The 21,395-nt window shown below is 42.9% G+C and carries 18 protein-coding genes and 1 pseudogene; 14 read left to right on the top strand and 5 right to left on the bottom strand.

The window, feature by feature from the left end:
- Positions 1–147 precede the first annotated feature (147 nt).
- Positions 148–921, top strand: coding sequence for a hypothetical protein (locus FTU69_RS05585; RefSeq protein WP_005177899.1), 774 nt, complete (start codon positions 148–150; stop codon positions 919–921).
- 23 nt (positions 922–944) lie between these two features.
- On the opposite strand, the gene FTU69_RS05590 is transcribed toward FTU69_RS05585, so the two are convergent.
- The gene (locus tag FTU69_RS05590; RefSeq protein ID WP_180088433.1) at positions 945–2,336 is read right to left on the bottom strand and encodes an ATP-binding protein; all 1,392 of its coding nucleotides are present in this window, start codon (positions 2,334–2,336) and stop codon (positions 945–947) included.
- A 2-nt stretch (positions 2,337–2,338) separates the two neighbouring features.
- Positions 2,339–3,010: a response regulator transcription factor gene (locus tag FTU69_RS05595; protein ID WP_180088435.1), complete on the bottom strand. Its 672-nt coding sequence runs from the start codon at positions 3,008–3,010 to the stop codon at positions 2,339–2,341.
- Between the two features lie 109 nt (positions 3,011–3,119).
- On the opposite strand from FTU69_RS05595, the gene dsbD reads away from it, so the two are divergent.
- From dsbD to FTU69_RS05620, 5 genes and pseudogenes are all read left to right on the top strand, one after another.
- Positions 3,120–5,102 (top strand): protein-disulfide reductase DsbD, encoded by a 1,983-nt coding sequence (gene dsbD, locus FTU69_RS05600; protein WP_180103582.1) that lies wholly within the window; start codon positions 3,120–3,122, stop codon positions 5,100–5,102.
- A complete protein-coding gene (locus tag FTU69_RS05605; RefSeq protein ID WP_127801578.1) occupies positions 5,099–5,941 on the top strand; it encodes a TlpA disulfide reductase family protein in 843 nt (280 codons plus the stop codon). The genes dsbD and FTU69_RS05605 overlap by 4 nt, the downstream gene beginning before the upstream one ends.
- Positions 5,942–5,953: 12 nt before the next feature.
- Positions 5,954–6,694 (top strand): thiol:disulfide interchange protein DsbG, encoded by a 741-nt coding sequence (dsbG, locus tag FTU69_RS05610; protein WP_180088439.1) that lies wholly within the window; start codon positions 5,954–5,956, stop codon positions 6,692–6,694.
- Positions 6,695–7,158: 464 nt separating this feature from the next.
- Positions 7,159–7,890 (top strand): annotated as a pseudogene (locus tag FTU69_RS05615) (Abi family protein); the annotation flags it as partial.
- Positions 7,891–7,893: 3 nt separating this feature from the next.
- The gene (locus FTU69_RS05620) at positions 7,894–8,097 is read left to right on the top strand and encodes a hypothetical protein (protein ID WP_016658146.1); all 204 of its coding nucleotides are present in this window, start codon (positions 7,894–7,896) and stop codon (positions 8,095–8,097) included.
- 153 nt (positions 8,098–8,250) lie between these two features.
- Here FTU69_RS05620 and FTU69_RS05625 read toward each other — a convergent pair whose 3' ends face one another.
- Positions 8,251–9,258, bottom strand: coding sequence for an OmpA family protein (locus tag FTU69_RS05625; protein ID WP_180103583.1), 1,008 nt, complete (start codon positions 9,256–9,258; stop codon positions 8,251–8,253).
- Between the two features lie 659 nt (positions 9,259–9,917).
- On the opposite strand from FTU69_RS05625, the gene FTU69_RS05630 reads away from it, so the two are divergent.
- The 5 genes from FTU69_RS05630 (at position 9,918) to FTU69_RS05650 (ending at position 14,369) form a co-directional block, all read left to right on the top strand.
- Positions 9,918–10,904 carry a DUF1852 domain-containing protein gene (locus FTU69_RS05630; protein WP_016658148.1) on the top strand — a complete coding sequence of 329 codons (987 nt, stop codon included), beginning with the start codon at positions 9,918–9,920 and terminating at the stop codon, positions 10,902–10,904.
- A 28-nt stretch (positions 10,905–10,932) separates the two neighbouring features.
- Positions 10,933–11,961 (top strand): methionine synthase, encoded by a 1,029-nt coding sequence (locus FTU69_RS05635; protein ID WP_180103584.1) that lies wholly within the window; start codon positions 10,933–10,935, stop codon positions 11,959–11,961.
- A 109-nt stretch (positions 11,962–12,070) separates the two neighbouring features.
- On the top strand, positions 12,071–12,562 hold the full coding sequence (locus FTU69_RS05640) for a flavin reductase (RefSeq protein WP_168383081.1): 492 nt from the start codon (positions 12,071–12,073) through the stop codon (positions 12,560–12,562).
- A 41-nt stretch (positions 12,563–12,603) separates the two neighbouring features.
- Complete coding sequence (locus FTU69_RS05645; protein WP_045795662.1) at positions 12,604–13,404, top strand: sulfite exporter TauE/SafE family protein; 801 nt, start codon at positions 12,604–12,606, stop codon at positions 13,402–13,404.
- A gap of 263 nt (positions 13,405–13,667) precedes the next feature.
- Complete coding sequence (locus FTU69_RS05650) at positions 13,668–14,369, top strand: IS5 family transposase (RefSeq protein WP_180103585.1); 702 nt, start codon at positions 13,668–13,670, stop codon at positions 14,367–14,369.
- A gap of 818 nt (positions 14,370–15,187) precedes the next feature.
- Here the strand turns inward: FTU69_RS05650 and FTU69_RS05655 are convergent.
- Complete coding sequence (locus FTU69_RS05655; protein WP_180088846.1) at positions 15,188–16,279, bottom strand: helix-turn-helix domain-containing protein; 1,092 nt, start codon at positions 16,277–16,279, stop codon at positions 15,188–15,190.
- Between the two features lie 254 nt (positions 16,280–16,533).
- Positions 16,534–17,508 carry a lipoyl synthase gene (lipA, locus tag FTU69_RS05660; protein ID WP_168407365.1) on the bottom strand — a complete coding sequence of 325 codons (975 nt, stop codon included), beginning with the start codon at positions 17,506–17,508 and terminating at the stop codon, positions 16,534–16,536.
- Positions 17,509–17,850: 342 nt separating this feature from the next.
- Between lipA and FTU69_RS05665 the strand changes: the two genes are divergently transcribed.
- From FTU69_RS05665 to FTU69_RS05675, 3 genes are read left to right on the top strand one after another with little or no spacing between them, the layout of a single operon-like run.
- Positions 17,851–18,813 carry a thiamine pyrophosphate-dependent dehydrogenase E1 component subunit alpha gene (locus FTU69_RS05665; RefSeq protein ID WP_075166713.1) on the top strand — a complete coding sequence of 321 codons (963 nt, stop codon included), beginning with the start codon at positions 17,851–17,853 and terminating at the stop codon, positions 18,811–18,813.
- 15 nt (positions 18,814–18,828) lie between these two features.
- Complete coding sequence (locus FTU69_RS05670) at positions 18,829–19,848, top strand: alpha-ketoacid dehydrogenase subunit beta (protein WP_048881927.1); 1,020 nt, start codon at positions 18,829–18,831, stop codon at positions 19,846–19,848.
- A gap of 1 nt (position 19,849) precedes the next feature.
- Positions 19,850–21,385, top strand: coding sequence for a 2-oxo acid dehydrogenase subunit E2 (locus tag FTU69_RS05675; RefSeq protein WP_076755014.1), 1,536 nt, complete (start codon positions 19,850–19,852; stop codon positions 21,383–21,385).
- The last annotated feature ends 10 nt before the right edge of the window (positions 21,386–21,395 follow it).

Consider the following 21,395-nt stretch of genomic DNA (forward strand, 5'->3'; position numbering starts at 1 on the left):
ACGCTTTGATCTCTTAGATCATTTTGATGTGGATTTTTATACACATCCTTTTTCTTAGTTAAAACCAGATACCCAACCATCCGCACAGCTCACGGTCCGATGGTTGGCTGGGATTTTTTACATTTAATCAGGTTAAATTTTAAAACAATGATTCCATTTACAAGAACAGTGGTCGCCGCCGGGTGTCTGTCATGTATCAGCATGTCCAGCTGGGCCAATGATGCATCCTCTTCCTCTATTGATGTGTCTGGTCAGCTGACCGCAGTATCTAAATATGTGTCGCGCGGTCTGACCAATGCACCAGAAAATGAAGACTTGGCTTTGCAGGCCTCTTTAACCCTGGGTTACGGAAATTTTTATGCTGCTTATTGGGGCAGTACACTGGGTTATTCATACCGCGATTTACAACAAGGCCGGCAATACAGCACCGATAAAATGGAACATGATTTTATTGTCGGGCATGTGTCAGATTTTAAAGGCCTCACTTGGGATCTGTGGAATGCGACCTATTATTATCCGGGTGGGGACAGTACCACCTCCAATGAACTGGGCCTGCGTGTCAGCAAGAATGTGAATGATCAGGCTACACTAACCTTTGGTGTGTCGACCTATTTATATGATGTGGTGTATATGAATCAGGGGGATACCTATGTCAGCCTGAACTATGCCCATCAGCTCAGCGACAAATTAACTGGAAATCTGGCCGTTGCCGGTTCCTATTTTAATGACTCCGGCAAATATGAAGGTCAGGAATTTTTAGATACCCAGACCGATACCGCTTTTCGTTTTGCCTCGGTCGGGCTGGATTATGCAGTTGCGCCGAATGTGAATGTCTTTTCCGATTTCATTCTTGGTGGCTATGACCGCAGTAAAATCAAACAGAAAAATCAGGCGGTTTGGGGCTTAAGATATAGCTTCTAATCTAGTCCCCAAGCATCAACCCTTTAATTGAGCGTGGAAGAGGGCTGTTCCGGCCGAATGCGAATGCTTAAACCCTGAGGAAGGTTCAGGCTTAAATCCATCTGGTAGTGATGATGTTGGAGCAGCGCTTTCACCAAAGCCAGCCCTAAACCATGACCCTGTTGCTGGGCAGATTTACGCCAGAAGCGCCGGGTCATCTGGGTCAGTTCAGCGCCAGTCAGCCCCTGACCATCATCTTGTACCAGCAGTTGCTGATTATGCATGGTAATTGCAATTCGGCTTAAACCTTGGGCATGTAGCAGGGCATTTTCCAGCAGATTTTTCAGAATCGTCTGCAAGCTCAGCGGTGGTAGTTGCAGGGTCTGCAGACTTTCCCAATCGACCTGCAATATGCTATTTAAATGTGGATAAACCGGACTTAATTCTTCCATCACTTGCCTCAAAACTGGTGCGACTTCGGTGGTTTCCGAATCTGGGGCGGCTTGCGCAGCGTCATGATCGGTCTGGCTCAGTAATAACAACTGTTCCAGCAACTGCTGATAGCGCCAGATACTGTTTTCGGCCTGTTTCAGGTTTTCAATCAGCTTGCTGGCCTGCGCCGGATTCTGTTCAACCATCATCCGGCTGAGTTGTACATGAGTTTTAATTGCAGTTAAAGGACTACGCAGTTCATGCGCGGCATAGGCGGTAAACAGTTTTTCATTTTCCAGACTATGGTGCAGATTCTGAATCAGCTGATTGGAATTATCGACAAAAGGCTGGACTTCTTTGGGAATTTTGCGCGCATCCAGATGTTGCAGATAATGCGCCGCATCTGACAGCGAATGCTGTTTATCTGCCAGTTGCTGGGCCATATCATCTAAAGGGCGGAATTCTTTACGCAAAATATGAATCACCAGCGCCATACAGATCAGTAGCGATAACACCAGCGGAATCAGCACCGATTGCAGAATCTGTTGCAATAAAGAGGCTCTAAGCACCAGCCGTTCTGCGGCCACCACCTGAATGTCGCCTTTACGCAGCACATAACTGCGCCATTCCACACCATTTTCCTGCCAGGTGCTAAAACCCGGTTGCTGTCCGGTCAGCTGCACCGGCGCACCGCGGGTACGAGCCACCACATACGGTCCCAAGGTAATATCCGAACTAAACACCGACACTTCACAGGCAATCAGGTTTTGCGCATGATACTGTTCGGCCACCTGTTTTAAGGAATCGGGATTAATTTCCTGGAGCGGCAAATGCTGAATCAGCCGCGCCACCATTTGTGCAGAGGCAAACAGGCGCTGATCCAGCGTATCTTGCAGCCGCTGCTGCAAATCATAATATAGCCAGCAAAACACCAGACTCCACAGGCTAAGAAACACCATCATAAACATGCTGACCAGCCGCCATTTTAAACTGTAGTTCTGCATGTTCAGCTCTCGGTTTCCGGCACTTTAAACATATAACCAACACCACGAATGGTCTGTATCAGCTGCGGCTCTAGTTTCTGGCGTAAATGATAAATATGCACATTCAGCGCGTTGCTCTCGATACTGTCCTGATAGCCATACAGTTTATCGAGCAGCTGTTCATTTTTTAAAATCTGGTTGGGATGGCTCATCAGGGTTTCCAGCAGGCTGTATTCGCGCCGTGACAGAGTCACCGGCTGCTGCTGGAACGTCACTTCCTGGGTATCGCGGTTTAACTGTAAATCACCCAGTTGTAAAAGGTTTGAAGAAAAGCCTCGATTACGCCGTGCCAGCGCATGTATACGGGCAATCAGCTCATCCAGTTCAAAGGGTTTGGTCAGGTAGTCATCGGCCCCCAGATTTAAGGCTTTTACACATTGCCGGGTTTGATGTCGGGCGGTTAAAACCAGTACCGGAAGATGAATCTCATCCTGGCGCCACTGCTGCAGCAGTTCCAGACCGTCCTGATCGGGCAGGCCCAAATCCAGCAGGCACAAATCGACCGCACTTTGCCGGATAAAATAATCAGCAGCGCGTGCAGTGGCCACGTGCTCGACTGAAATATTTAAATAGTCCAGCGCTGAACAGATACTTTGGGCAATATAAGGATCATCTTCGACCAGAACCACAAACATAGTTACTCTCCACCTGAAATCCTATTTTATAAATAATGAGCTATGTTAATGTTCTCTTAATTTAATCTTTTTAATAATGAATCGGGTTTTCTACAGAAAAATGGACGTCATGATTACGCGTGTAAGTGCTTTGCTTGTGGTTCTTTGTGCATTCTGGCCAGTCTGGTCACAGGCGCAGGAGTTCTTGCCACCCGATCAGGCGTTTCAGTTTCAGGCGCGTTCTATTAGCGATGATCAGGCGGAACTGCGCTGGACCATCGCCAAAGATTATTATTTATATCATGATCAGCTACAGGTGCGTAGCGATGCTGGTGCGCTAAAATTACAGCTGCCGGTGCCGGAAGATAAGAACGATCCGACCTTTGGCCAGACCAAGGTGCATTATCATCAGGTCAAGACCACAATTACGGTCGCGCCAAACCAGCAATTTAAAATTCAGTGGCAGGGCTGTGCCGAAAGCGGTTTATGTTATCCGGTGCAACGCGCCACCATTCAGACCGATGCGCAAGGCTTGTTGCCCCAGTCAGATGCGCCTTCAAGCGAACGGCGTTTATTAAGTGCCGCCAAACCGGTCGCGCTGGATGCACCGGCTAAAATTGAAGCGGCACCAAGTAAACCTGAAAAAACAGTACTGACAACTACATCTGCTGCCGCCGAAGAAGCAGTCATTGAAAATGAGTCGATTGCCGCAGTAGAGAATACAGAGCCGACAAAACTCACTGATGCTGTCGCGGCTTCAGAAATTTCAGTCGTAGCGTCTAATCCGGTGCCGGCCAGTGAAATCGCAGGCGAGACACAAACGGCAGCCGCCGCGTCATTACAATCTGAATGGAACAACGACCAGTATTTTTTCAATTTACTCTCGGAACATCATTTATTTTTTAATCTGCTGATTTTTTTAGGTTTTGGTATTTTACTGGCCTTTTTACCTTGTTCTTTGCCACTGATTCCAATTTTGTCTGGCATTCTGGTACAGCGTCATCGTGGTTATCGTGCTGCGTTGATTGCGCTGGCTTTCGTACTGGGTATGGCCGCAGTGTATGCGGTGATGGGACTGGCGGTTGCACAACTGGGCTATAGTTTCCAGCGCTGGTTCCAAAGCCCGATCTTTATTGGCATCTTTGCGGTGCTATTTATCTTGTTTGCCTTGAACCTGTTTGGGGTGTATCAGCTGTCCTTACCACAAGGTTTATTACAACGACTGGACCGATGGCAGCAAAAACAGCAGGGCGGTACGCTGGTGGGTGCTGCGTTAATGGGGATGATTTCCGCGCTGATTGTAGGTCCGTGTATGAGCGCGCCTTTGGCCGGTGCTTTGCTGTTCGTATCGCAGTTGGATCAGCCAGTACTTGGCGCGACCTATCTGTTTGTACTGGGTCTGGGCCTCGGGATTCCTTTATTTATTGCCGCTGTATTTGGCGCCAAATATTTACCGAAACCGGGTTTGTGGATGGACCGGTTGAAATTCAGTTTCGGCTTTTTAATGCTGGCGCTGGCGGTTTATTTCGCCCGCCCATTGCTGCCGACTGTGGCCTATTTCCTGTTGATGGGCATTATTTTCCTGGCACTGGCGATTTACTGCTTCGATTTAATCCGCAGACATCTGCAAGGGAAAATTTCGCGTGTTGGCGTTATTGTGCTGGCGCTGGCCATGACCGCTATTGGTATTTGGCATATTCAACATGGCCTTCAGCAGATGGGTGCGGTCCATGCCCAGCAAACACTCAGCTGGCAAAAGGTGCATACCCAGCAGGAACTGGCACAGCTGCTACAGCAAAACAGTGGACGCAGTATCGTGATTGATGTCTATGCCGACTGGTGTGTGGCCTGTCAACCGGTAGAAAATGAAGTCTTGCCACGTACCGATGTACAGGCCGCCTTGCAGGATGTGGTACGAATTAAACTGGATTTAACCGAGTATCATCCATCTCAAGATGCATTACTGCGTGACTGGCAGATTCTTGGCCCACCGACCATGATTTTCCTGGACAGCCAGCAGCAGGAACAGCGTACTTTGCGTTTAACCGGCACCTTTAGCGCGACCCAACTTATTCAGCGCTTGCAGCAACTTCAGCAGGCAAACACGCCATGATGGTTTCTGCAACGGCGCTGCATATAGGCCCATTGATGTTGCCGTGGCAGATGGTGCTGCTGCTCACCGGATTAGTGCTGGTGTATGGGGCAGGGCGATATTTCAGACACAAACAGCAATGGCCTGAACCTAGCTGGCGCATCTTTAGTGACAGCTTGTGGACATCATTCTGGGTGGGGTTAATTGCCGCACGACTGTTTTTTGTGCTGATGCATGCCGATCTTTATCTGGCGACACCACTGGATATAATCAAAATTCAGGACAAAGGCTTTCATTTTTATGGCGGATTGATTGCCGGCATTGGGTGGTTTTTATGGAAAAACCGGGCATTGGCCAATCTGCCTAAAGCGATATTGATCGCGCTATTTGTTGCGATCCAGCTTTGTCTGAACTGGGGTATTCAATCAGTCTTGCCACAGCAGAATCAGTATCCTGACCTGCAATTTCAAAATTTACAGCAGCAACAGGTGCCGCTACAGCACTGGGTTGGCAAACCGACCGTCATCAACCTGTGGGCCAGCTGGTGTCCGCCGTGTCACCGGGAAATGCCGGTTTTACATCAGGCCCAGCAGGATTATCCGGACATTCATTTTGTAATGCTGAATCAGGGCGAAACGACTGACACGGTACAGGATTATCTGCGTCAGCATGGTTTTAATTTCCAGCATGTCCTGTTTGATCCTCAAGGTGACATGGCCACCCAGATGAATATGTACGGCTTGCCAAGCACCTTGTTCTTTAATGCACAAGGACAGCTCGTGCATCGACATATGGGAGAACTGACCCAGCCGATGCTGCGTCGCTATATCAACGATCTTTCTGCTCCATCTTCAAAATAACAGGAAATTCTCATGAAAATGATTTATCCCGCTGCGTTGTTCCTGCTGCTGTTAAATACGACAGCATTTGCCCAGACTGATCTGAAAAAACAGATTGAGCAGGAAGGCTTTAAATTTATCAAACAGATTGAAGCGCCAGAAAAAATGACCGGATGGGCCGGGCATATGCAGCAAAGTCCGGCAACCGTGTTTATTTCCAATGACCAGAAATATTACATTATTGGCGATTTGCACAATGCCAAGGGTGAGAACCTGACCATCAAAGCGCTTGAAACCCATGTCAAAGACGCCGTGCTGGATGATGTCTGGAAAAGTCTGGAAAACTCCACCTGGATTCAGGACGGACAAAAAGATGCGCCGCAGATTGTATATGTATTTTCAGACCCGAATTGTCCGTATTGCCATACCTTCTGGCAAAAGGCACGTCCGTGGGTGAAGGCGGGGAAGGTACAGCTTAGACATATTCAGGTGGCAGTCATTCGTGATGAGAGCCGCGGGCAAGTGGCGACCATGCTGATGGCTAAAAATCCGCAGCAGGTATTTACCAGTTACAATGCCAACAAAGGGCAAAACAAGTTAAAAATTACCAAGAATATCCCTGCTGATATTGCTGCAAAAATAGATGCCAATCAGGAACTGATGGCTAAATATGGTTTCTTTGCCACGCCGTCAATGGTGTGGAAAAACCAGCAAGGCGAGTTTAAGTCCGCCCAAGGGATGACGGAGGATTTAAGAGAGATTTTTGAGAAGTAAAAGGTTCATGAACAATGGCAGATGTTGTTTAGGTTATCACCTGTGGCTTAAAAATTCTCCCCTTGCGGAATGCTGTTCCTCACCTCTTTAATAAATAGGGGGTAGAGGAGATTAGATATAAAAAAGACCGTCGCTAAGGGCGGTTTTTGATCATAACTTGCTAATAATGACAATTGTCGCTTATTATGTATTTAATACAGCCGCCACGCTTAGTTCTTCTTTTGAAGTCCGCGCAACCTTGGCGGTTTTTTATGCCTCGATTTTAGTGAATTATGTTAAAACCTTATAATAAAAAGCCTTTATCATATGCTGAGCAAGTGCATCATCTACAGTCTAAAGGATTGAGTATTCATAATGTTGCTTGGGCTGAAGGAATATTGGCAAAATATGGTTATTATCGCTTAAGTGCATATTGGTATCCTTACCGAATAAGGTAAGGAAATAATGTCTTAGATCGATTCAAGCCGAGCACTTCGTTTGAAAAAATTGTGCAATTATATGAATTTGATACTGAATTACGATTACAAATATTCGGTGCTATAGAAATTATAGAAACGTTTTTACGAACGAAATTAACGTATTATCTCGGTCATCAATATGGTGCATTTGGTATATACAACGCACAAAATTTTTATCCCAAATTTAACCATAGAAAATTTTTAGAAACATGCAACAAAGAAGTTGAACGCTCTAAAGATACGTTCATCCAGCATTTTCAACAAAATTATGATGGTTTTCCTCAAATCCCAATTTGGATGCTGACAGAAGTTTTAAGTTTTGGTTCATTGTCATTTTTATATAGTGGTTTAATAAATAATAAGGCTAACAATAAAGAAGATAAGAAAGCAATCGCACAGCATTTTTCTTTGCATCATGAAAAATTAGCTGAATGGTTGCATATATTGACCTATGTGAGAAATATTTGTGCCCATCATGGACGGTTATGGAATAAAGAATTAGCTATTAAATCTAAAGCTGACAAAGATCCAAATAGGCAATCACCGATTACACCGACGAATAAACGTATCTTCTATGTACTCTTAATCTTAAAAACCTTGCTAAGACCGACAGGATTTGATTCAGAGTGGTGCAATCAATTGAATAAACTCTTAAAACCTATTGTGAAAGATGAAAATTGGCGTGTTGCAATGGGTTTTCCTGATAATTGGGAAGAACATCCTATTTGGAGCTTATGAAATATGGTAAAAAAAATACCAGAATTTTTAGAAGGTCGTAGCCCTGATCGTCAAAATCGCATTTTGGAAAATACAAAAATAATCTTAAAAGATTGTGTTATGGATGAGGTTTATTTATTACAACTAGCAGAAAAAGCGAAAAGTGAAGAAACTATCAGGATAACTTTAGATGACTTAAGAGTTCGAGTTCACAAAAACCGCACTTAAAAGTTTGATAAGCTGAAACCGCGTATCGCTTAGTCTATCAAGTCATTGACGCCAAAATTGTGGTGCTTGTCTTAGACGTTGACCGCCGTGACACCATTTATAAAAAGATGTAAAAAAGACCGCTATATTGCGGTCTTTTTAGTATTTAGACTTTTATAATTTCACCAACTCCACCCGACGGTTTTTCGCCTTACCATCTTCAGTCGCATTATCTGCAACAGGCTGAGTATCCCCAAAACCTTTGGCTGTCAGACGATTTGTATCAATGCCTGCTTTGGTTAGAGCAGTCACTACAGCTTGCGCACGTTGCTCAGACAATTTTAAATTATGCGCCGCATCGCCTGTATTATCAGTATGTCCGTAAATGCCAAGTTTTAAATCATCGTTATCTTTCAGTAAAGCAATAATCTGATCTATTTGTTCTTGTGAGTCTGGCAAAATATCGGCTTGATCTGTGGCAAAGTTAATTTGCACACTCACTTTACTGTCCTGATCCAGACTTTGTTTCAGTGCACTCGACGTCAGTGCTTTGGCAGTGATATTTAAGGGCTGACTTTCCGCTACCATTAAACCCATATAGTGACCAGATTGCGCCAAATGGAACCAAATATTTTTATCCGCTTGTCGAATCACATACGTTTGCGCAGGGTAATTATAAATATCAGCCAAACCTGAACCATGTTGCACCCGAATGGCATCAGGCAGACTGTTGGCAAGCTCTTTGGGGATTTGACTATTGGCAACTTCTACACCGCCAAGCTGTTTAATTACCGCATCAAGATTACGCTGTATTTCTAAATAACTGCCTTCTTTATAATCTGATTTAGCGGTAATACCCGAACTAAACAGTTTTCCTTCAACCCAGTGAAAGTCATGTCCTGTCCAAAACGGCACACGTTCAAAATTTCGTTTTTCATCATTCTGATAGCGATAGCCCTCTGGTAATTCAATATAAGGCAACTCACCAGGCACTGCGCTCGAAATGGGTATGTTATTCAGATCAAAATCTGGGCTGGCTTTGGCAGTTTCATTTGAATCTGATGTGATTTCAGAAGTACTGACTTCAGTTTCAGACTGATCAGAAGTGGGTTTGGCACAGCCATACATAAGTGTCAGTACACAACCTAAACTTAGGCCTAAGATTGTTTTTTGAAAAGTCATCGGATATTTCCTTATTTTACTGATCTTAATATTCTGCTTGTATTTTAAGCAGTATAGCTGAGCCGGTTTAAATTTTCATTTTTTATAGAGGCTGAGCGTCGCTAAGTCGCCTCTCAAGAAGATATGGCTACAGAAGAACACTGCATCTATTCGTTTAATAGGAAGGTAAATCACTGATCATTTACAAGCTAAACCCCTTGATTTTTCCTCATCTTCAACTGAGCCAAATTCATGTTGATGCTTTTATAGACATTTTTATATAAGCGCCGTTTGACCTAAACAGACCAGATCCAAATATTTAGGCGAGCCAATTTTTTATTCCATCAAGAAGCTCATTTTCTTCAACAAAATGTGAAGATATTTAGCTACAATAAAAATTATAAATAATTGTTTTTATTAAAATTAAAAAAATCTATTTTGATTCTAAATCTAGCTTTTTGGCCTTTTTCCAGCAAGAAAAATTGGACTCGATTGATGACTCATAGGGCAGTCTATTTTTCTATATTTTCGCCTTAAATAACGCTATTCAAATCAAAACATGAATTTAATTCACTATTAACTTAGATTAAATCATTTTTATTCATCTTAGGGTTCACGTATAACTAAAACCAGAAAGACATTCAGATTTTTATTTTTAGATATTTAAAGCGGTGGAACAGATGAGTCAACAGTTTGCATGTTCAATTAAACGTATTCGTTTTGATGAAAACTATCAACCAGCGGACAGTACCCGTTTAACAACCAACTTTGCCAATCTGGCGCGTGGCGAAAGCCGTGAACAGAACCTGCGTAACACGCTGCGCATGATCAATAACCGTTTTAATGCCTTGGCACATTGGGATAATCCGAAGGGTGACCGTTATTCACTGGAAATTGATATTGTGTCTGCAGATCTTGATGTCGAAGGCAATGGTAACGCCTTTCCAGCCATTGAAATGCTGAAATCGACGATTGTTGATCATCGTACCAATCAGCGTATTGAAGGCATGATCGGAAACAGTTTTTCATCGTATGTACGTGATTATGACTTTAGCGTGCTTTTATTGTCCCAAGGCCATAAAGCCGGGGAAATGCCTGACAACTTTGGTGATTTGCACGGCAAGCTGTATCAGTACGTGGTGAATTCCGAGGCGTTCCAGTCACAGTTTAATAAACAGCCGGTGATCTGCCTGAGCGTATCGACCACCAAAACCTATTATCGTACCGCCAATATTCATCCGGTGTTAGGGGTTGAATATCAGCAAAATGAATACTCAAGAACAGATCATTATTTCGCAAAAATGGGTTTAACTGTTCGCTATTTTAAACCGGAAAATAGTGCTGCACCTTTGGCGTTCTATTTTAGCGGTGATTTATTGGCGGATTATACCGATCTTGAATTAATCAGCGCGATTAGCACCATGGAAAGCTTCCAGAAGATTTATCGTCCTGAAATTTATAATGCCAACTCGACTGCAGGTCAGGTCTATCAACCTAGTCTTGAGTACCCGGATTATTCCTTAACGCAAATTGTCTATGACCGTGTCGAGCGTAGCCAGCTGGCCGTAAAACAGGGCAAATGGACAGAAGAACACTTTATTAAACCGTATCAGCACATTCTGGAACAGTGGGCTGCCAGCTACGCCGTAGCAACCAACGCTGCTTAATTCAACGTATAGAGATAGAAGATTAAAGATGAGCATTTTACTCCCAACCTCAACCGCAGGCAGCTTACCGAAACCATCCTGGCTGGCAGAACCGGAAAAACTCTGGTCGCCATGGAAACTTGAAGGCAATGCACTGCGTGAAGCCAAACAGGATGCCTTGAGCCTGTCACTGCATGAACAGTTACTGGCCGGAATTGATATTGTCAGCGATGGTGAACAAACCCGTCAGCATTTTGTCACCACCTTTATTGAACATCTCGAAGGTGTGGATTTTGAAAAACGGGAAACGGTGCGTATTCGTAACCGTTATGATGCCAGCGTACCTTCGGTGATCGGTGAGGTGGCCCGGAAACAGCCGGTGTTTGTGGAAGATGCCAAGTTTTTACGCAGCCAGACCACTCAGCCAATTAAATGGGCTTTGCCGGGTCCAATGACCATGATTGATACCCTGTACGATGGTCATTACAAAAGCCGTGAAAAACTGGCTTGGGAATTTGCCAAAATCCTGAATCAGGAGGCAAGGGAACTCGAAGCCGCTGGGGTCGATATTATCCAGTTTGATGAACCTGCTTTTAATGTGTTCTTTGATGAAGTCAATGACTGGGGTGTGGCCACGCTGGAACGCGCACTGGAAGGTCTGAAATGCGAAACCGCCGTGCATATCTGTTATGGCTATGGCATTAAAGCCAATACCGACTGGAAAAAAACCTTAGGCTCCGAGTGGCGTCAATATGAAGCCGTGTTCCCGAAACTGCAACAATCCAAAATTGATATTGTTTCGCTGGAATGTCAGAACTCGCGGGTACCGATGGACCTGATTGAGCTGATCCGCGGTAAAAAAGTCATGGTTGGCGCTATTGATGTGGCCACCAGCCAGATTGAAACCGCAGAAGAAGTGGCCAATACCCTGCGTAAAGCTTTGCAATTTGTTGATGCCGACAAGCTTTATCCATCGACCAACTGTGGTATGACGCCGTTATCGCGTCAGGTGGCGCAAGGCAAACTTCGTGCTTTAAGTGCCGGCGCCGCTATTGTGCGTCAAGAACTGAGTGCTTAACGCGCAGGCACATCATGTGGCAGAGCTGATGGGAATGGATGGAAAACATCTGGCCCATCCGCTTAACAACCATTTCAAGCATAACCCAAGAAAATGAAGGAATCCGGTGATGATTGAAGCAGCAGACTTTAGAAATGCCATGTCTTTGCTCAGCAGCGCGGTCAATGTGGTGACCACGGCAGGGGCGTCTGGTGTGCATGGATTTACCGCATCTGCCGTGTGTAGTGTAACCGATACACCACCGACCTTATTGGTTTGCATGAATCAGGCTTCACGCTCACACGCCCATTTTATTGAAAATAAAATCTTGAGCGTGAATGTGCTAGGCGCGCAGCATCAACAAATCTCCAATGTCTTTGCCTCCCAAATGAAGTCTGAAGAGCGCTTTCAATATGGAACCTGGACTGAGCTGGAAACCGGCGCGCCGGTGTTAACAGATGCCTTGACCAGCTTTGATTGCGAGATTGAGCAGATTCAGCAGGTGGGTACGCATAGCATTTTTATGTGCCGTGTGCTGGCCATTCAGCACAGTCAGCAAGAACATGGTCTGGTGTATTTTAATCGTGCCTATCATCAGGTTGGTGAGCTGGAACTTGCTTAAGGCGCCTTGTCTTTAATTTCAAATTATTCAGTCAGTATTTCGTGGAAATTATCATTTTTTTAATTATCGGGGCATGCGCAGGTTTTGCCGCTGGGCTGTTTGGGGTCGGTGGCGGAACAATCATTGTACCACTGTTATATATCGTGTTTATGCAGATGGGTTATAGTCCGGATGTGATTATGCATTTGGCTTTAGGTACATCGCTAGCAACTATTGTGATCACCTCTATCAGTTCATTGATGGCGCACCATAAGAACGAGGCAGTGCTGTGGCCAGTCTTTAGACATCTAGCTCCGCCTATGGCCATTGGATGCTTTTTCGGTGCAGGGATTGCCGGTTTAATTTCGGGCTTACATTTGCAGATTGTGGTAGGAATCTTTCTGATCTGGGTGGCGTATACCATGTTTACAGGTAGCAAAAAGCCGGCAGAGCAGGGGCGAACCTTGCCCTCAACCGGTCAACAAATCGCTGCAGGTTCGGGAATTGGTTTTGCTTCAGCCATCTTTGGGATTGGCGGTGGCAGCTTGACCGTACCGTATCTCAACCGTTATGGCGTGGTCATGCAACAGGCAGTAGGCACATCTGCAGCCTGTGGTTTCCCCATTGCAGTTGCCGGTGCTTTGGGATTTATGATTTTTGGGATGCAGGCGCAGGTGAATGTGCCCAATACTATTGGCTTTGTTCATATTTATGCTTTTCTTGGTATTAGCATTATGAGTTTCTTTACTGCCAAACTTGGGGCGAAAACAGCACATGCATTATCGCCACAAATCCTGAAAAAATGTTTCGCCGTGTTATTGGTGATTGTGGGCTGTTTCTTTCTGGTTAAGGGTTTGGGTTAAGCTGAAGGCAATTGGAAGGTAACGAATACGCTCATAATAGTGGTTTGATTATAGAGCGTATGCTTCTCAGCAGATTCATGATCTAAATAATTATCTTTAGAAGGAGCTTCCTGTTCAATTTGGATTACTTGATTTACTTAGAAGAAGTCGGTTTCCTCAATTAAAAAATAGAACAATAAATATTAGGGTCTGTTGACATTTACTGTGCAAAAAAAATAGCGAGAAAGTAGAATTTAATCGCCAAACCAAATCTACTCCTCGCTATGCCTCGTACAATGTTGACTGATCAACACTGGTCTAAGTTAGAAAACATTTTCCGTAATTTTCGTATTTATCTCAAACAAAATCTTCGAAATTTTATTGAAGCTATTCTTTATAGAATCCGTACAGGCTGCCCGTGGCGGGATTTACCTGCTGCCTTCGGAAAGCCAAACTCCATATTCAAGAAATTTTCCCGGTGGTCGAAAGATAATAAGTTATTAAAAATATTTAAGTTAATTTCATCTGATGCTGATCTAGAGTGGGTATTTATTGATGCTAGCCATGTGAGGGCTCATCAGCATGCTACAGGAATCAAGGATCAGACTATCTCAAAAAGTATCGGTGGAAATAGTTCTAAAATTCATTTGGCAGTTGATTCTCATGGGAACCCTGTTCAGTTTTTGATAGAGGATGGTACGACCCATGATGTAAAAGTGGCACCGAAATTAGTTAACAATATAGACCTGCACGAGACAGAAATTCTCTGTGCCGATAAGGGTTATGACTCTGAATCCTTGAGAGAACAGATAGAAAAAACGGGAACTCAAGCTAATATTCCCAAGAAGTCCAATACACTTTCAAATAATGATCATGTGGATTGGTATTTTTATAAAATCAGACATTTAATTGAGAATGCTTTTGCTAGATTAAAGCAATTTAGAGGAATTGCCACACGCTATGACAAGCTAAAGCATCCGGTGTAGCGTTCTATAATATGCGGGTTACGATTGACCAAAATTAAAACAACAGGGTGCTTTTATATATATTTATGCCAGGATAAGTTTGTATCCACACCAGGATAAAAGAATATATTCATGCCAGGATAAGTTCAGCTCCCGGATTTCCGCATAACGTATATTATGTTCCTTAGGATGCTTCACTGGAGAGATTAAACTATCGGTGGATCTCTCCAGTGAAGTTGTGCCAGCATACAGTTTGTATAGGGCACAATCCCCGACATCCTATTTAACTTATGTTCACCTAGAATCTAGTTCACAATTAAATTTATGTTTAATAAACAACAAATTTAATTACTTAGAGTACTAAAGTTATAACTTGTAAAATATTTGGTTCATGAACCTAGCTATGAATAGATATTTTCCTACTAAAAAGGTCTTAAGAATAGACTAAATTTGTCTAGAAGAGTGGGGGCTATTCACACCTCATTGAAACCCCTTTAAGAAAGGGGATGCCGATCCTCTATATCACCAACGGTGGATGAAGCTTGTCAGCATTCTTAAATATTTATCGTCACCATCACGGCATAGACGTGCGCTTATGGTAAGTCACACTTACATAACTTAGACTTAGAAGATTTGGTGGCTTTAACTATTAAAGCTGTAGTAATGGCATGGGTACACCATCCAGCGACAAACTGGGTGTCAAAGCTAGGTAAGTGAATTACTAGACTTCACTGTAGTTAGTTCTCAATTTTAAATTTTATTAAAGGAAGTATGAAAGTCATACTTCCTTTTCAATCTTCTACACAATAAAACTTTAGAGTTGAAGCCAAAAATAATATTTAAATTAGGTTTGAAAAATAATTACGGTGGGCGCTATCTTGTGGTAAGAGTTCTAATAAGCGTTGTATTGCATCAATTCGATCATGTGTTTGCCCAATAATTCGTAATAATTGATCGATATCCTTTATTTGATAGATCAACTGGCTTAAACGGGCATCAAAACAATGTCTCCATGTGCTGAGTAATGGGCTTTCTGATTTAGATAAAAAGCTACCTTTATATAGCGAGAATGTACTGGATATAAGATTTGCATTTAATGATTGTTCAGCACGTAAAAAATCACATTGAACTTCACAGCTAAGCCTATAAATGCGAGCCTCAATTGAATGGGGTAATAAGCTACGAAGTTGTGAAAGCTCAGCCTTTAGGGTTTTTAGGCTGACACTACGCTCACCATAAAGGGCATAGTGTAACTCTTCTAAACAAATGCCATGGGGATACAAAGCTAAAATGCATAGTATTTCAATTTGACGGTGAGTCAAGTTCAATGTATGCCCATTAAATTGAACCCAAGGCGAGCCTAGTGCCTTAATGTATAAAAAATTTTGCTGTTCAAGTTTTATGGCGCGTTGTATTAAATCTGCACAGCGTTCAACTGCAAGCAGCCCTAAAGGCGTATGTTTTTTATATTTTGTGGAAAGGTTAATAATGCCATGAAATTGACCTGATGCTGGATCCCAGATCGGTGCGGCATAACAAACCCAATCACGAACACTGTCCATTTGGTTTTCATGAGAATAGACGCAACTTGAAATTTGGCTGTTCAAGGTCATACCAATCGCATTGGTCCCAACCGCCTGCGTTGACCAATGGCCACCTTCAATAAAATGTACCTGTTCAGCAGAAGAAAGCATCGCGGAACTACTCCAGGTCCATAACAGAGTACCATGGTGATCTGTAAGACCAATTGCCATATCGGAATCATCAGCAATTCTTAATAAATCGGCATAATTATGCTGAATAGAGCGGCGGAATAGGGAAGTCTGATCTTCTTGAGGCAAAGCCAAAACGGGTGCAGCCTGAACAATATGCTGATTAATTAAATGTGTTGTTTGCAGCTTTTTTGCTGGTGCTGTATTGAACAGGTTCATATCATATTCCTTTATGATTAGACTGTAATATCTTTAAACTTCAGAAATCAATTTCCAGATCTATACTCATTCAATCTTTTCTTACGTGTACCAAATCATTTTTTCTTGGATTCGTTAAATAACCTTTTTTGGGTTTTACCAGTCCTTGAGTTACTTTAAAAGGGTTCTTATGGGCTGAAAATGACTATTTCCATCTGAAATGTTAATAAACGTAACCGTCATATTTATCAATGAAGCATGTAAATAATGAAAAGTCATTCACGTATATATGGGGCAGGTACAGACTCTCCATAATACTGACGGTCTGCAAAATAACTTGATCGTACTAATGGCGCACTCCAAATATTTTTAAACGCTAAGCGCTCTCCATGTGTTTGATAATGCTTAAACTCTTGCAACGTAACAAAACGATGAATTGGCGCATGAGACTTAGATGGCTGTAAGTATTGACCGATTGTGACATAGTCAACGTGGTAATCTTTCAAATCATTTAATAAGACAATAACCTCAGCCTCGACTTCTCCTAAACCGACCATCAAACCGCATTTGGTTGGAATATCGGGACAGTAGTGTTTAAATTTCTTGAGTAAATCCAATGAATGCTGATAGTTAGAGCCTGGTCGCATGGCTTTATACAGACGTGGCACGGTTTCAATATTATGATTAAAAACATCAGGTGGGTTTTGGCTCAGAATCTTCAGGGCAATATCTGCACGACCACGAAAATCAGGAACCAAAATTTCTATCAGAGTCTCTGGACTGGTTTGACGAATTTCTCGAATGCAATCTGCAAAATGCTGTGCACCACCATCTTTTAAATCATCTCGATCAACGGAAGTAATCACGACATACTTTAAGTTTAGATTCTTGACTGTTTCAGCCAGATGCTTTGGCTCATTAGGATTTAGGATATTAGGACGACCATGTGCGACATCACAGAATGGGCAGCGTCGAGTACAAATATCTCCCATGATCATAAACGTTGCAGTCCCTCCGCTAAAGCATTGTGGCAAATTGGGGCAGGCCGCTTCTTCACAAACCGTATGTAGTTTCTGTTGTCGTAATAAATCCTTAATGATTTGAACTTCCTCAGGTTGACTAATTTTAGTCCGAATCCATTCTGGCTTTTTCGGTGTCGTTTCCGTTGGAACAACTTTAATTGGAATACGCGCCATTTTTTCAGCGCCACGTAGCTTCTTTCCAGTTAATACTGTGTTATTTAAATCCATTACAAACACTCCATCGTCTAAAATAATTAATAAATACTCTGTTATTAAATAAACTGCTTTAAATGCATTAATAATAATAAAACAGGGCAAAAAACTTATCATATAAAACAAAGGTTGGTTAAAGGTTTGTTTTTGTATGTGATTGAACTATTGTAAAATTTTACAAAAAATTTTAATTTCATAACCTTCTGTTTTTAATATTTATCTCATCTTTTTATGGATTATATTTTTTTAGTCTAATATGAAATTAAGTAAAAATATTCTTATATAAATATACGATTTAAAAATCCAATTATTCAATTTTGGATTTTCTTTTAAGCGTAGTAAATAAGGAACAAAGATATGCAATTAACGGAAGAGCAATTGCTAGCAGCATACAAAAGAATGCGCGACATTCGTGAATTTGAGGATCGACTTCACGATGAAAACAATACAGGTGATATCCCAGGTTTCATCCATCTCTATAGCGGTGAGGAAGCTGTTGCAGTAGGGATTTGTGAAAATTTAACAGATAAGGACTTCATTACATCAACACATCGTGGTCACGGACATTGTATTGCTAAGGGCTGTGACATTCACGCCATGATGTTAGAAATTTTTGGCAAAGATGATGGTTTGTGTCGTGGTAAAGGCGGCTCAATGCACATTGCGGATTTAGATAAAGGCATGCTCGGTGCAAACGGTATTGTAGGTGGTGGTCCACCTTTGGCTATTGGGGCAGCTTTAAGTGCTAAAACACTCAAAAATGGTGGGATTGGTCTATCTTTTACTGGTGATGGCGGTTCAAATCAGGGCTTAACTTTTGAAGCCATTAATATGGCTGTTGTGTTAAAGCTTCCTGTCATTTTTGTTTTTGAAAATAACGGTTTTGGTGAAGGTACTGCACATGATTATGCCGTAGGCAGTAAAGATATTGCAGGCCGAGCAGCAGGTTTTGGCTTACCCGCTGAAAAAGTAGATGGAACAGACTTTTTTGCTGTGTATGAAGTTGCACAAAAAGCCATTGAACGTGCCCGCCGTGGTGAAGGCCCGAGTGTGATTGAAACGGTAACCAACCGATTTTATGGACATTTTGAAGGTGATCCAGGGCTTATCCGTTCTAAAGAAGAACTGGATTATGTCAAAGAACATAAAGATCCATTGAAAATATTCCGCGAAAAAGTCAAAGACAAAATTGACGAAGCCAAACTCGATGCGATTGACGCCCAGTCTAAAGCCAATGTAGACGATGCCGTTGCAAAAGCACGCGCAGCTAAGTACCCAGAAGTCTCTCAGTTACTTACTGATGTTTACGTCTCTTACTAAAGGAATAGTAGAAAAATGCCAAATAAAAGTTATCGAAACGCGATTAAAGAAGCAATTGAATTAGAAATGCGCCGAGACCCAAGTGTCATTGTGGTCGGTGAAGATGTTCGTGGTGGGCATGGTGGCAAAAATACCGATGATAATAAGCTGGAAGGTTTTGGCGGTGTACTTGGTGTAACCAAAGGCTTATGGACTGAATTTGGTTCTGAACGAGTCATTGATACGCCAATTACAGAATCAGCGATTATTGGTATGGCGGCAGGGGCTGCTGCAACGGGTTTAAGACCTGTGGCAGATTTAATGTTTATGGATTTTTACGGCGTGTGTTATGACATGCTGTATAACCAAGCAGCTAAATTTCGCTACATGTTTGGCGGCAAAGCCAAAGCGCCACTCGTTGTACGTGGCATGATTGGTGCAGGTTTTTCCGCAGCAGCGCAGCATTCTCAGTCGCCATATAACGTGTTTGCCTCAGTGCCAGGCTTAAAAGTAGTGGTGCCTTCAAGTGCCTATGATGTAAAAGGGTTGTTGATTCAAGCCATTCGAGATGACGACCCAGTAGTCTTTTGTGAACACAAGTTGTTGTACGACATTAAGGGAGAAGTGCCAGATGAGTCCTACACTATTCCTTTTGGTGTCGCAAATTACACCCGTGAAGGCACAGATATCACCATTATTGCCTTAAGTTTGATGGTGCATCGTGCCAATGAAGTCGCTGATAAGCTCGCAAAAGAAGGCATTTCGGTTGAAGTGGTTGACCCTAGAACCATTTCACCATTAGATGAAGATGGCATTTTAGAGTCAGTAGCTTCAACAGGCCGTGTGGTGATTGTAGATGAATCAGCAGCACGTTGTGGTTTCGGACATGATGTGGCTGCGCTTATTGCGCAGAAAGGCTTTCATTATCTTAAAGCACCAATCGAATTAGTCACTCCACCACACTCACCCGTACCATTTTCACCAGTACTAGAAAAAGAATGGCTACCTAGTGTAGAACGCATCGAACAGGCTGTACGCAAGACGTTGGAGGCTTAGGATGAGCGAAATTAAAACTTTAGAAATCCCAAAATGGGGTTTGTCCATGGAAGAGGGTACGATTGCCCAATGGCTGATTCAGGAAGGTACCCAATTTAGTAAAGGACAGGAAATTTGTGAAATTGAAACCACAAAAATCGTCAATGTATTGGAGGCACCTTTTGATGGCCTGCTACGAAAAATTATTGCTAACGATGGTGACACACTGGTCGTAGGTGGAATCATTGCAATTTGTGCAGACGCTCAAGTTTCCGATGCAGAAGTTGAAGCATTTGCACAGTCTTTAGGTGGAACACCTGCTGTAACTGAAAATAAAGCGGTAGCAGCGGTTCCTGAAAAAGTCGATGTGGCTCAAGTTGAAACCAAAGTACAAGCTGCTCCTAAACAGAACAGTGTTGGTAATGGATCAAAAGCGGTGACTCAGGGCGGATATTCTATTCCTGATGAGTTACAAGGCTACCAACAAAGCGATGATATTTTTGCAACGCCACATGCCTTGAAATTGGCTGAAAAGCATAATGTAAACTTGGCTCAGATTACGGGTTCTGGACGTGAAGGCCGTATCAGTGTTCAAGATATTCAGGCCGCAGTTCAAGCTGCTGGTGGTTCTTGGCCAGATGTACGTCATCAAGCCAGCACGAAAGCCGCGAAATCTAAAGCAGATGACAGTTATGTTCTAGCGACACCTGTTGCCCGCCGTTTGGCAAAACAATGGGGCATTAATTTGCATGATTGTCGCGCATCAGGTTCACGTGGACGAGTCTGTAAGGAAGATGTTGAAGCTGTATATCAACGGGAAAATCCTGTACAAGCTCAACATACTGAGTATGCGCATCCAACAGAGTCTGCAAAATTCACCACCGTAGCTATGAATGGTATGCGTAAAGCAATCGCTGCACGGCTACAAGCGGCAAAACGCAATGCACCACATTTTCGCTTAACGATAGACTTAAATGTTGAGTCGGTTCAGGTTTTGCGTCAGCAAATTAACAGTACTGTACCGCAAGTCAAACTGTCCATTAACGATATGCTGATTAAAGCTGCTGCTGCTGCACTGATTAAAGTTCCACAAGTTAATGTTCAGTTTGATGAAGAGAATCAGCAGATTTTACAGTTTGAACAGGCTGATATTTCGGTTGCTGTAGCCATCGAAAATGGACTGATCACGCCAATTATTAAAGCAGCGAACCGTAAATCTTTGGCGCAAATTTCCAATGATATGCGTGATCTGGCGACACGTGCCAAAACTGGAAAACTAGCACCTGATGAGTTTCAAGGTGGCAGTTTCAGTATTTCCAATTTAGGCATGCTTGGTATTCAACAGTTTGATGCCATTATTAACCCGCCTCAAGGTGCAATTCTAGCCTTAGGTGCAGCAGAGAAACGTGCTGTCGTTGAAAATGATGAGATTGTTGTTCGTGAAATGGTGACCGCAACATTGTCTTGTGATCATCGTGTCATTGATGGTGCGTTGGGTGCTCAATTCTTATCGGCATTTAAGCAGTTTGTCGAAAATCCTGCATTAATTTTGGTGTAGGAGGAATAGT

The organism is Acinetobacter sp. YH12134, from assembly GCF_013418555.1.
Lineage (GTDB): Bacteria > Pseudomonadota > Gammaproteobacteria > Pseudomonadales > Moraxellaceae > Acinetobacter > Acinetobacter indicus.

What these genes read in the sequence shown, in the direction of transcription:
- FTU69_RS05585 (WP_005177899.1), top strand. Translation starts at nt 148, where the DNA reads ATGATTCCATTTACAAGAACAGTGGTCGCCGCCGGGTGTCTGTCATGT.
- FTU69_RS05590 (WP_180088433.1), bottom strand. Translation starts at nt 2,336, where the DNA reads ATGCAGAACTACAGTTTAAAATGGCGGCTGGTCAGCATGTTTATGATG.
- FTU69_RS05595 (WP_180088435.1), bottom strand. Translation starts at nt 3,010, where the DNA reads ATGTTTGTGGTTCTGGTCGAAGATGATCCTTATATTGCCCAAAGTATC.
- dsbD (WP_180103582.1), top strand. Translation starts at nt 3,120, where the DNA reads ATGATTACGCGTGTAAGTGCTTTGCTTGTGGTTCTTTGTGCATTCTGG.
- FTU69_RS05605 (WP_127801578.1), top strand. Translation starts at nt 5,099, where the DNA reads ATGATGGTTTCTGCAACGGCGCTGCATATAGGCCCATTGATGTTGCCG.
- dsbG (WP_180088439.1), top strand. Translation starts at nt 5,954, where the DNA reads ATGAAAATGATTTATCCCGCTGCGTTGTTCCTGCTGCTGTTAAATACG.
- FTU69_RS05620 (WP_016658146.1), top strand. Translation starts at nt 7,894, where the DNA reads ATGGTAAAAAAAATACCAGAATTTTTAGAAGGTCGTAGCCCTGATCGT.
- FTU69_RS05625 (WP_180103583.1), bottom strand. Translation starts at nt 9,258, where the DNA reads ATGACTTTTCAAAAAACAATCTTAGGCCTAAGTTTAGGTTGTGTACTG.
- FTU69_RS05630 (WP_016658148.1), top strand. Translation starts at nt 9,918, where the DNA reads ATGAGTCAACAGTTTGCATGTTCAATTAAACGTATTCGTTTTGATGAA.
- FTU69_RS05635 (WP_180103584.1), top strand. Translation starts at nt 10,933, where the DNA reads ATGAGCATTTTACTCCCAACCTCAACCGCAGGCAGCTTACCGAAACCA.
- FTU69_RS05640 (WP_168383081.1), top strand. Translation starts at nt 12,071, where the DNA reads ATGATTGAAGCAGCAGACTTTAGAAATGCCATGTCTTTGCTCAGCAGC.
- FTU69_RS05650 (WP_180103585.1), top strand. Translation starts at nt 13,668, where the DNA reads ATGCCTCGTACAATGTTGACTGATCAACACTGGTCTAAGTTAGAAAAC.
- FTU69_RS05655 (WP_180088846.1), bottom strand. Translation starts at nt 16,279, where the DNA reads ATGAACCTGTTCAATACAGCACCAGCAAAAAAGCTGCAAACAACACAT.
- lipA (WP_168407365.1), bottom strand. Translation starts at nt 17,508, where the DNA reads ATGGATTTAAATAACACAGTATTAACTGGAAAGAAGCTACGTGGCGCT.
- FTU69_RS05665 (WP_075166713.1), top strand. Translation starts at nt 17,851, where the DNA reads ATGCAATTAACGGAAGAGCAATTGCTAGCAGCATACAAAAGAATGCGC.
- FTU69_RS05670 (WP_048881927.1), top strand. Translation starts at nt 18,829, where the DNA reads ATGCCAAATAAAAGTTATCGAAACGCGATTAAAGAAGCAATTGAATTA.
- FTU69_RS05675 (WP_076755014.1), top strand. Translation starts at nt 19,850, where the DNA reads ATGAGCGAAATTAAAACTTTAGAAATCCCAAAATGGGGTTTGTCCATG.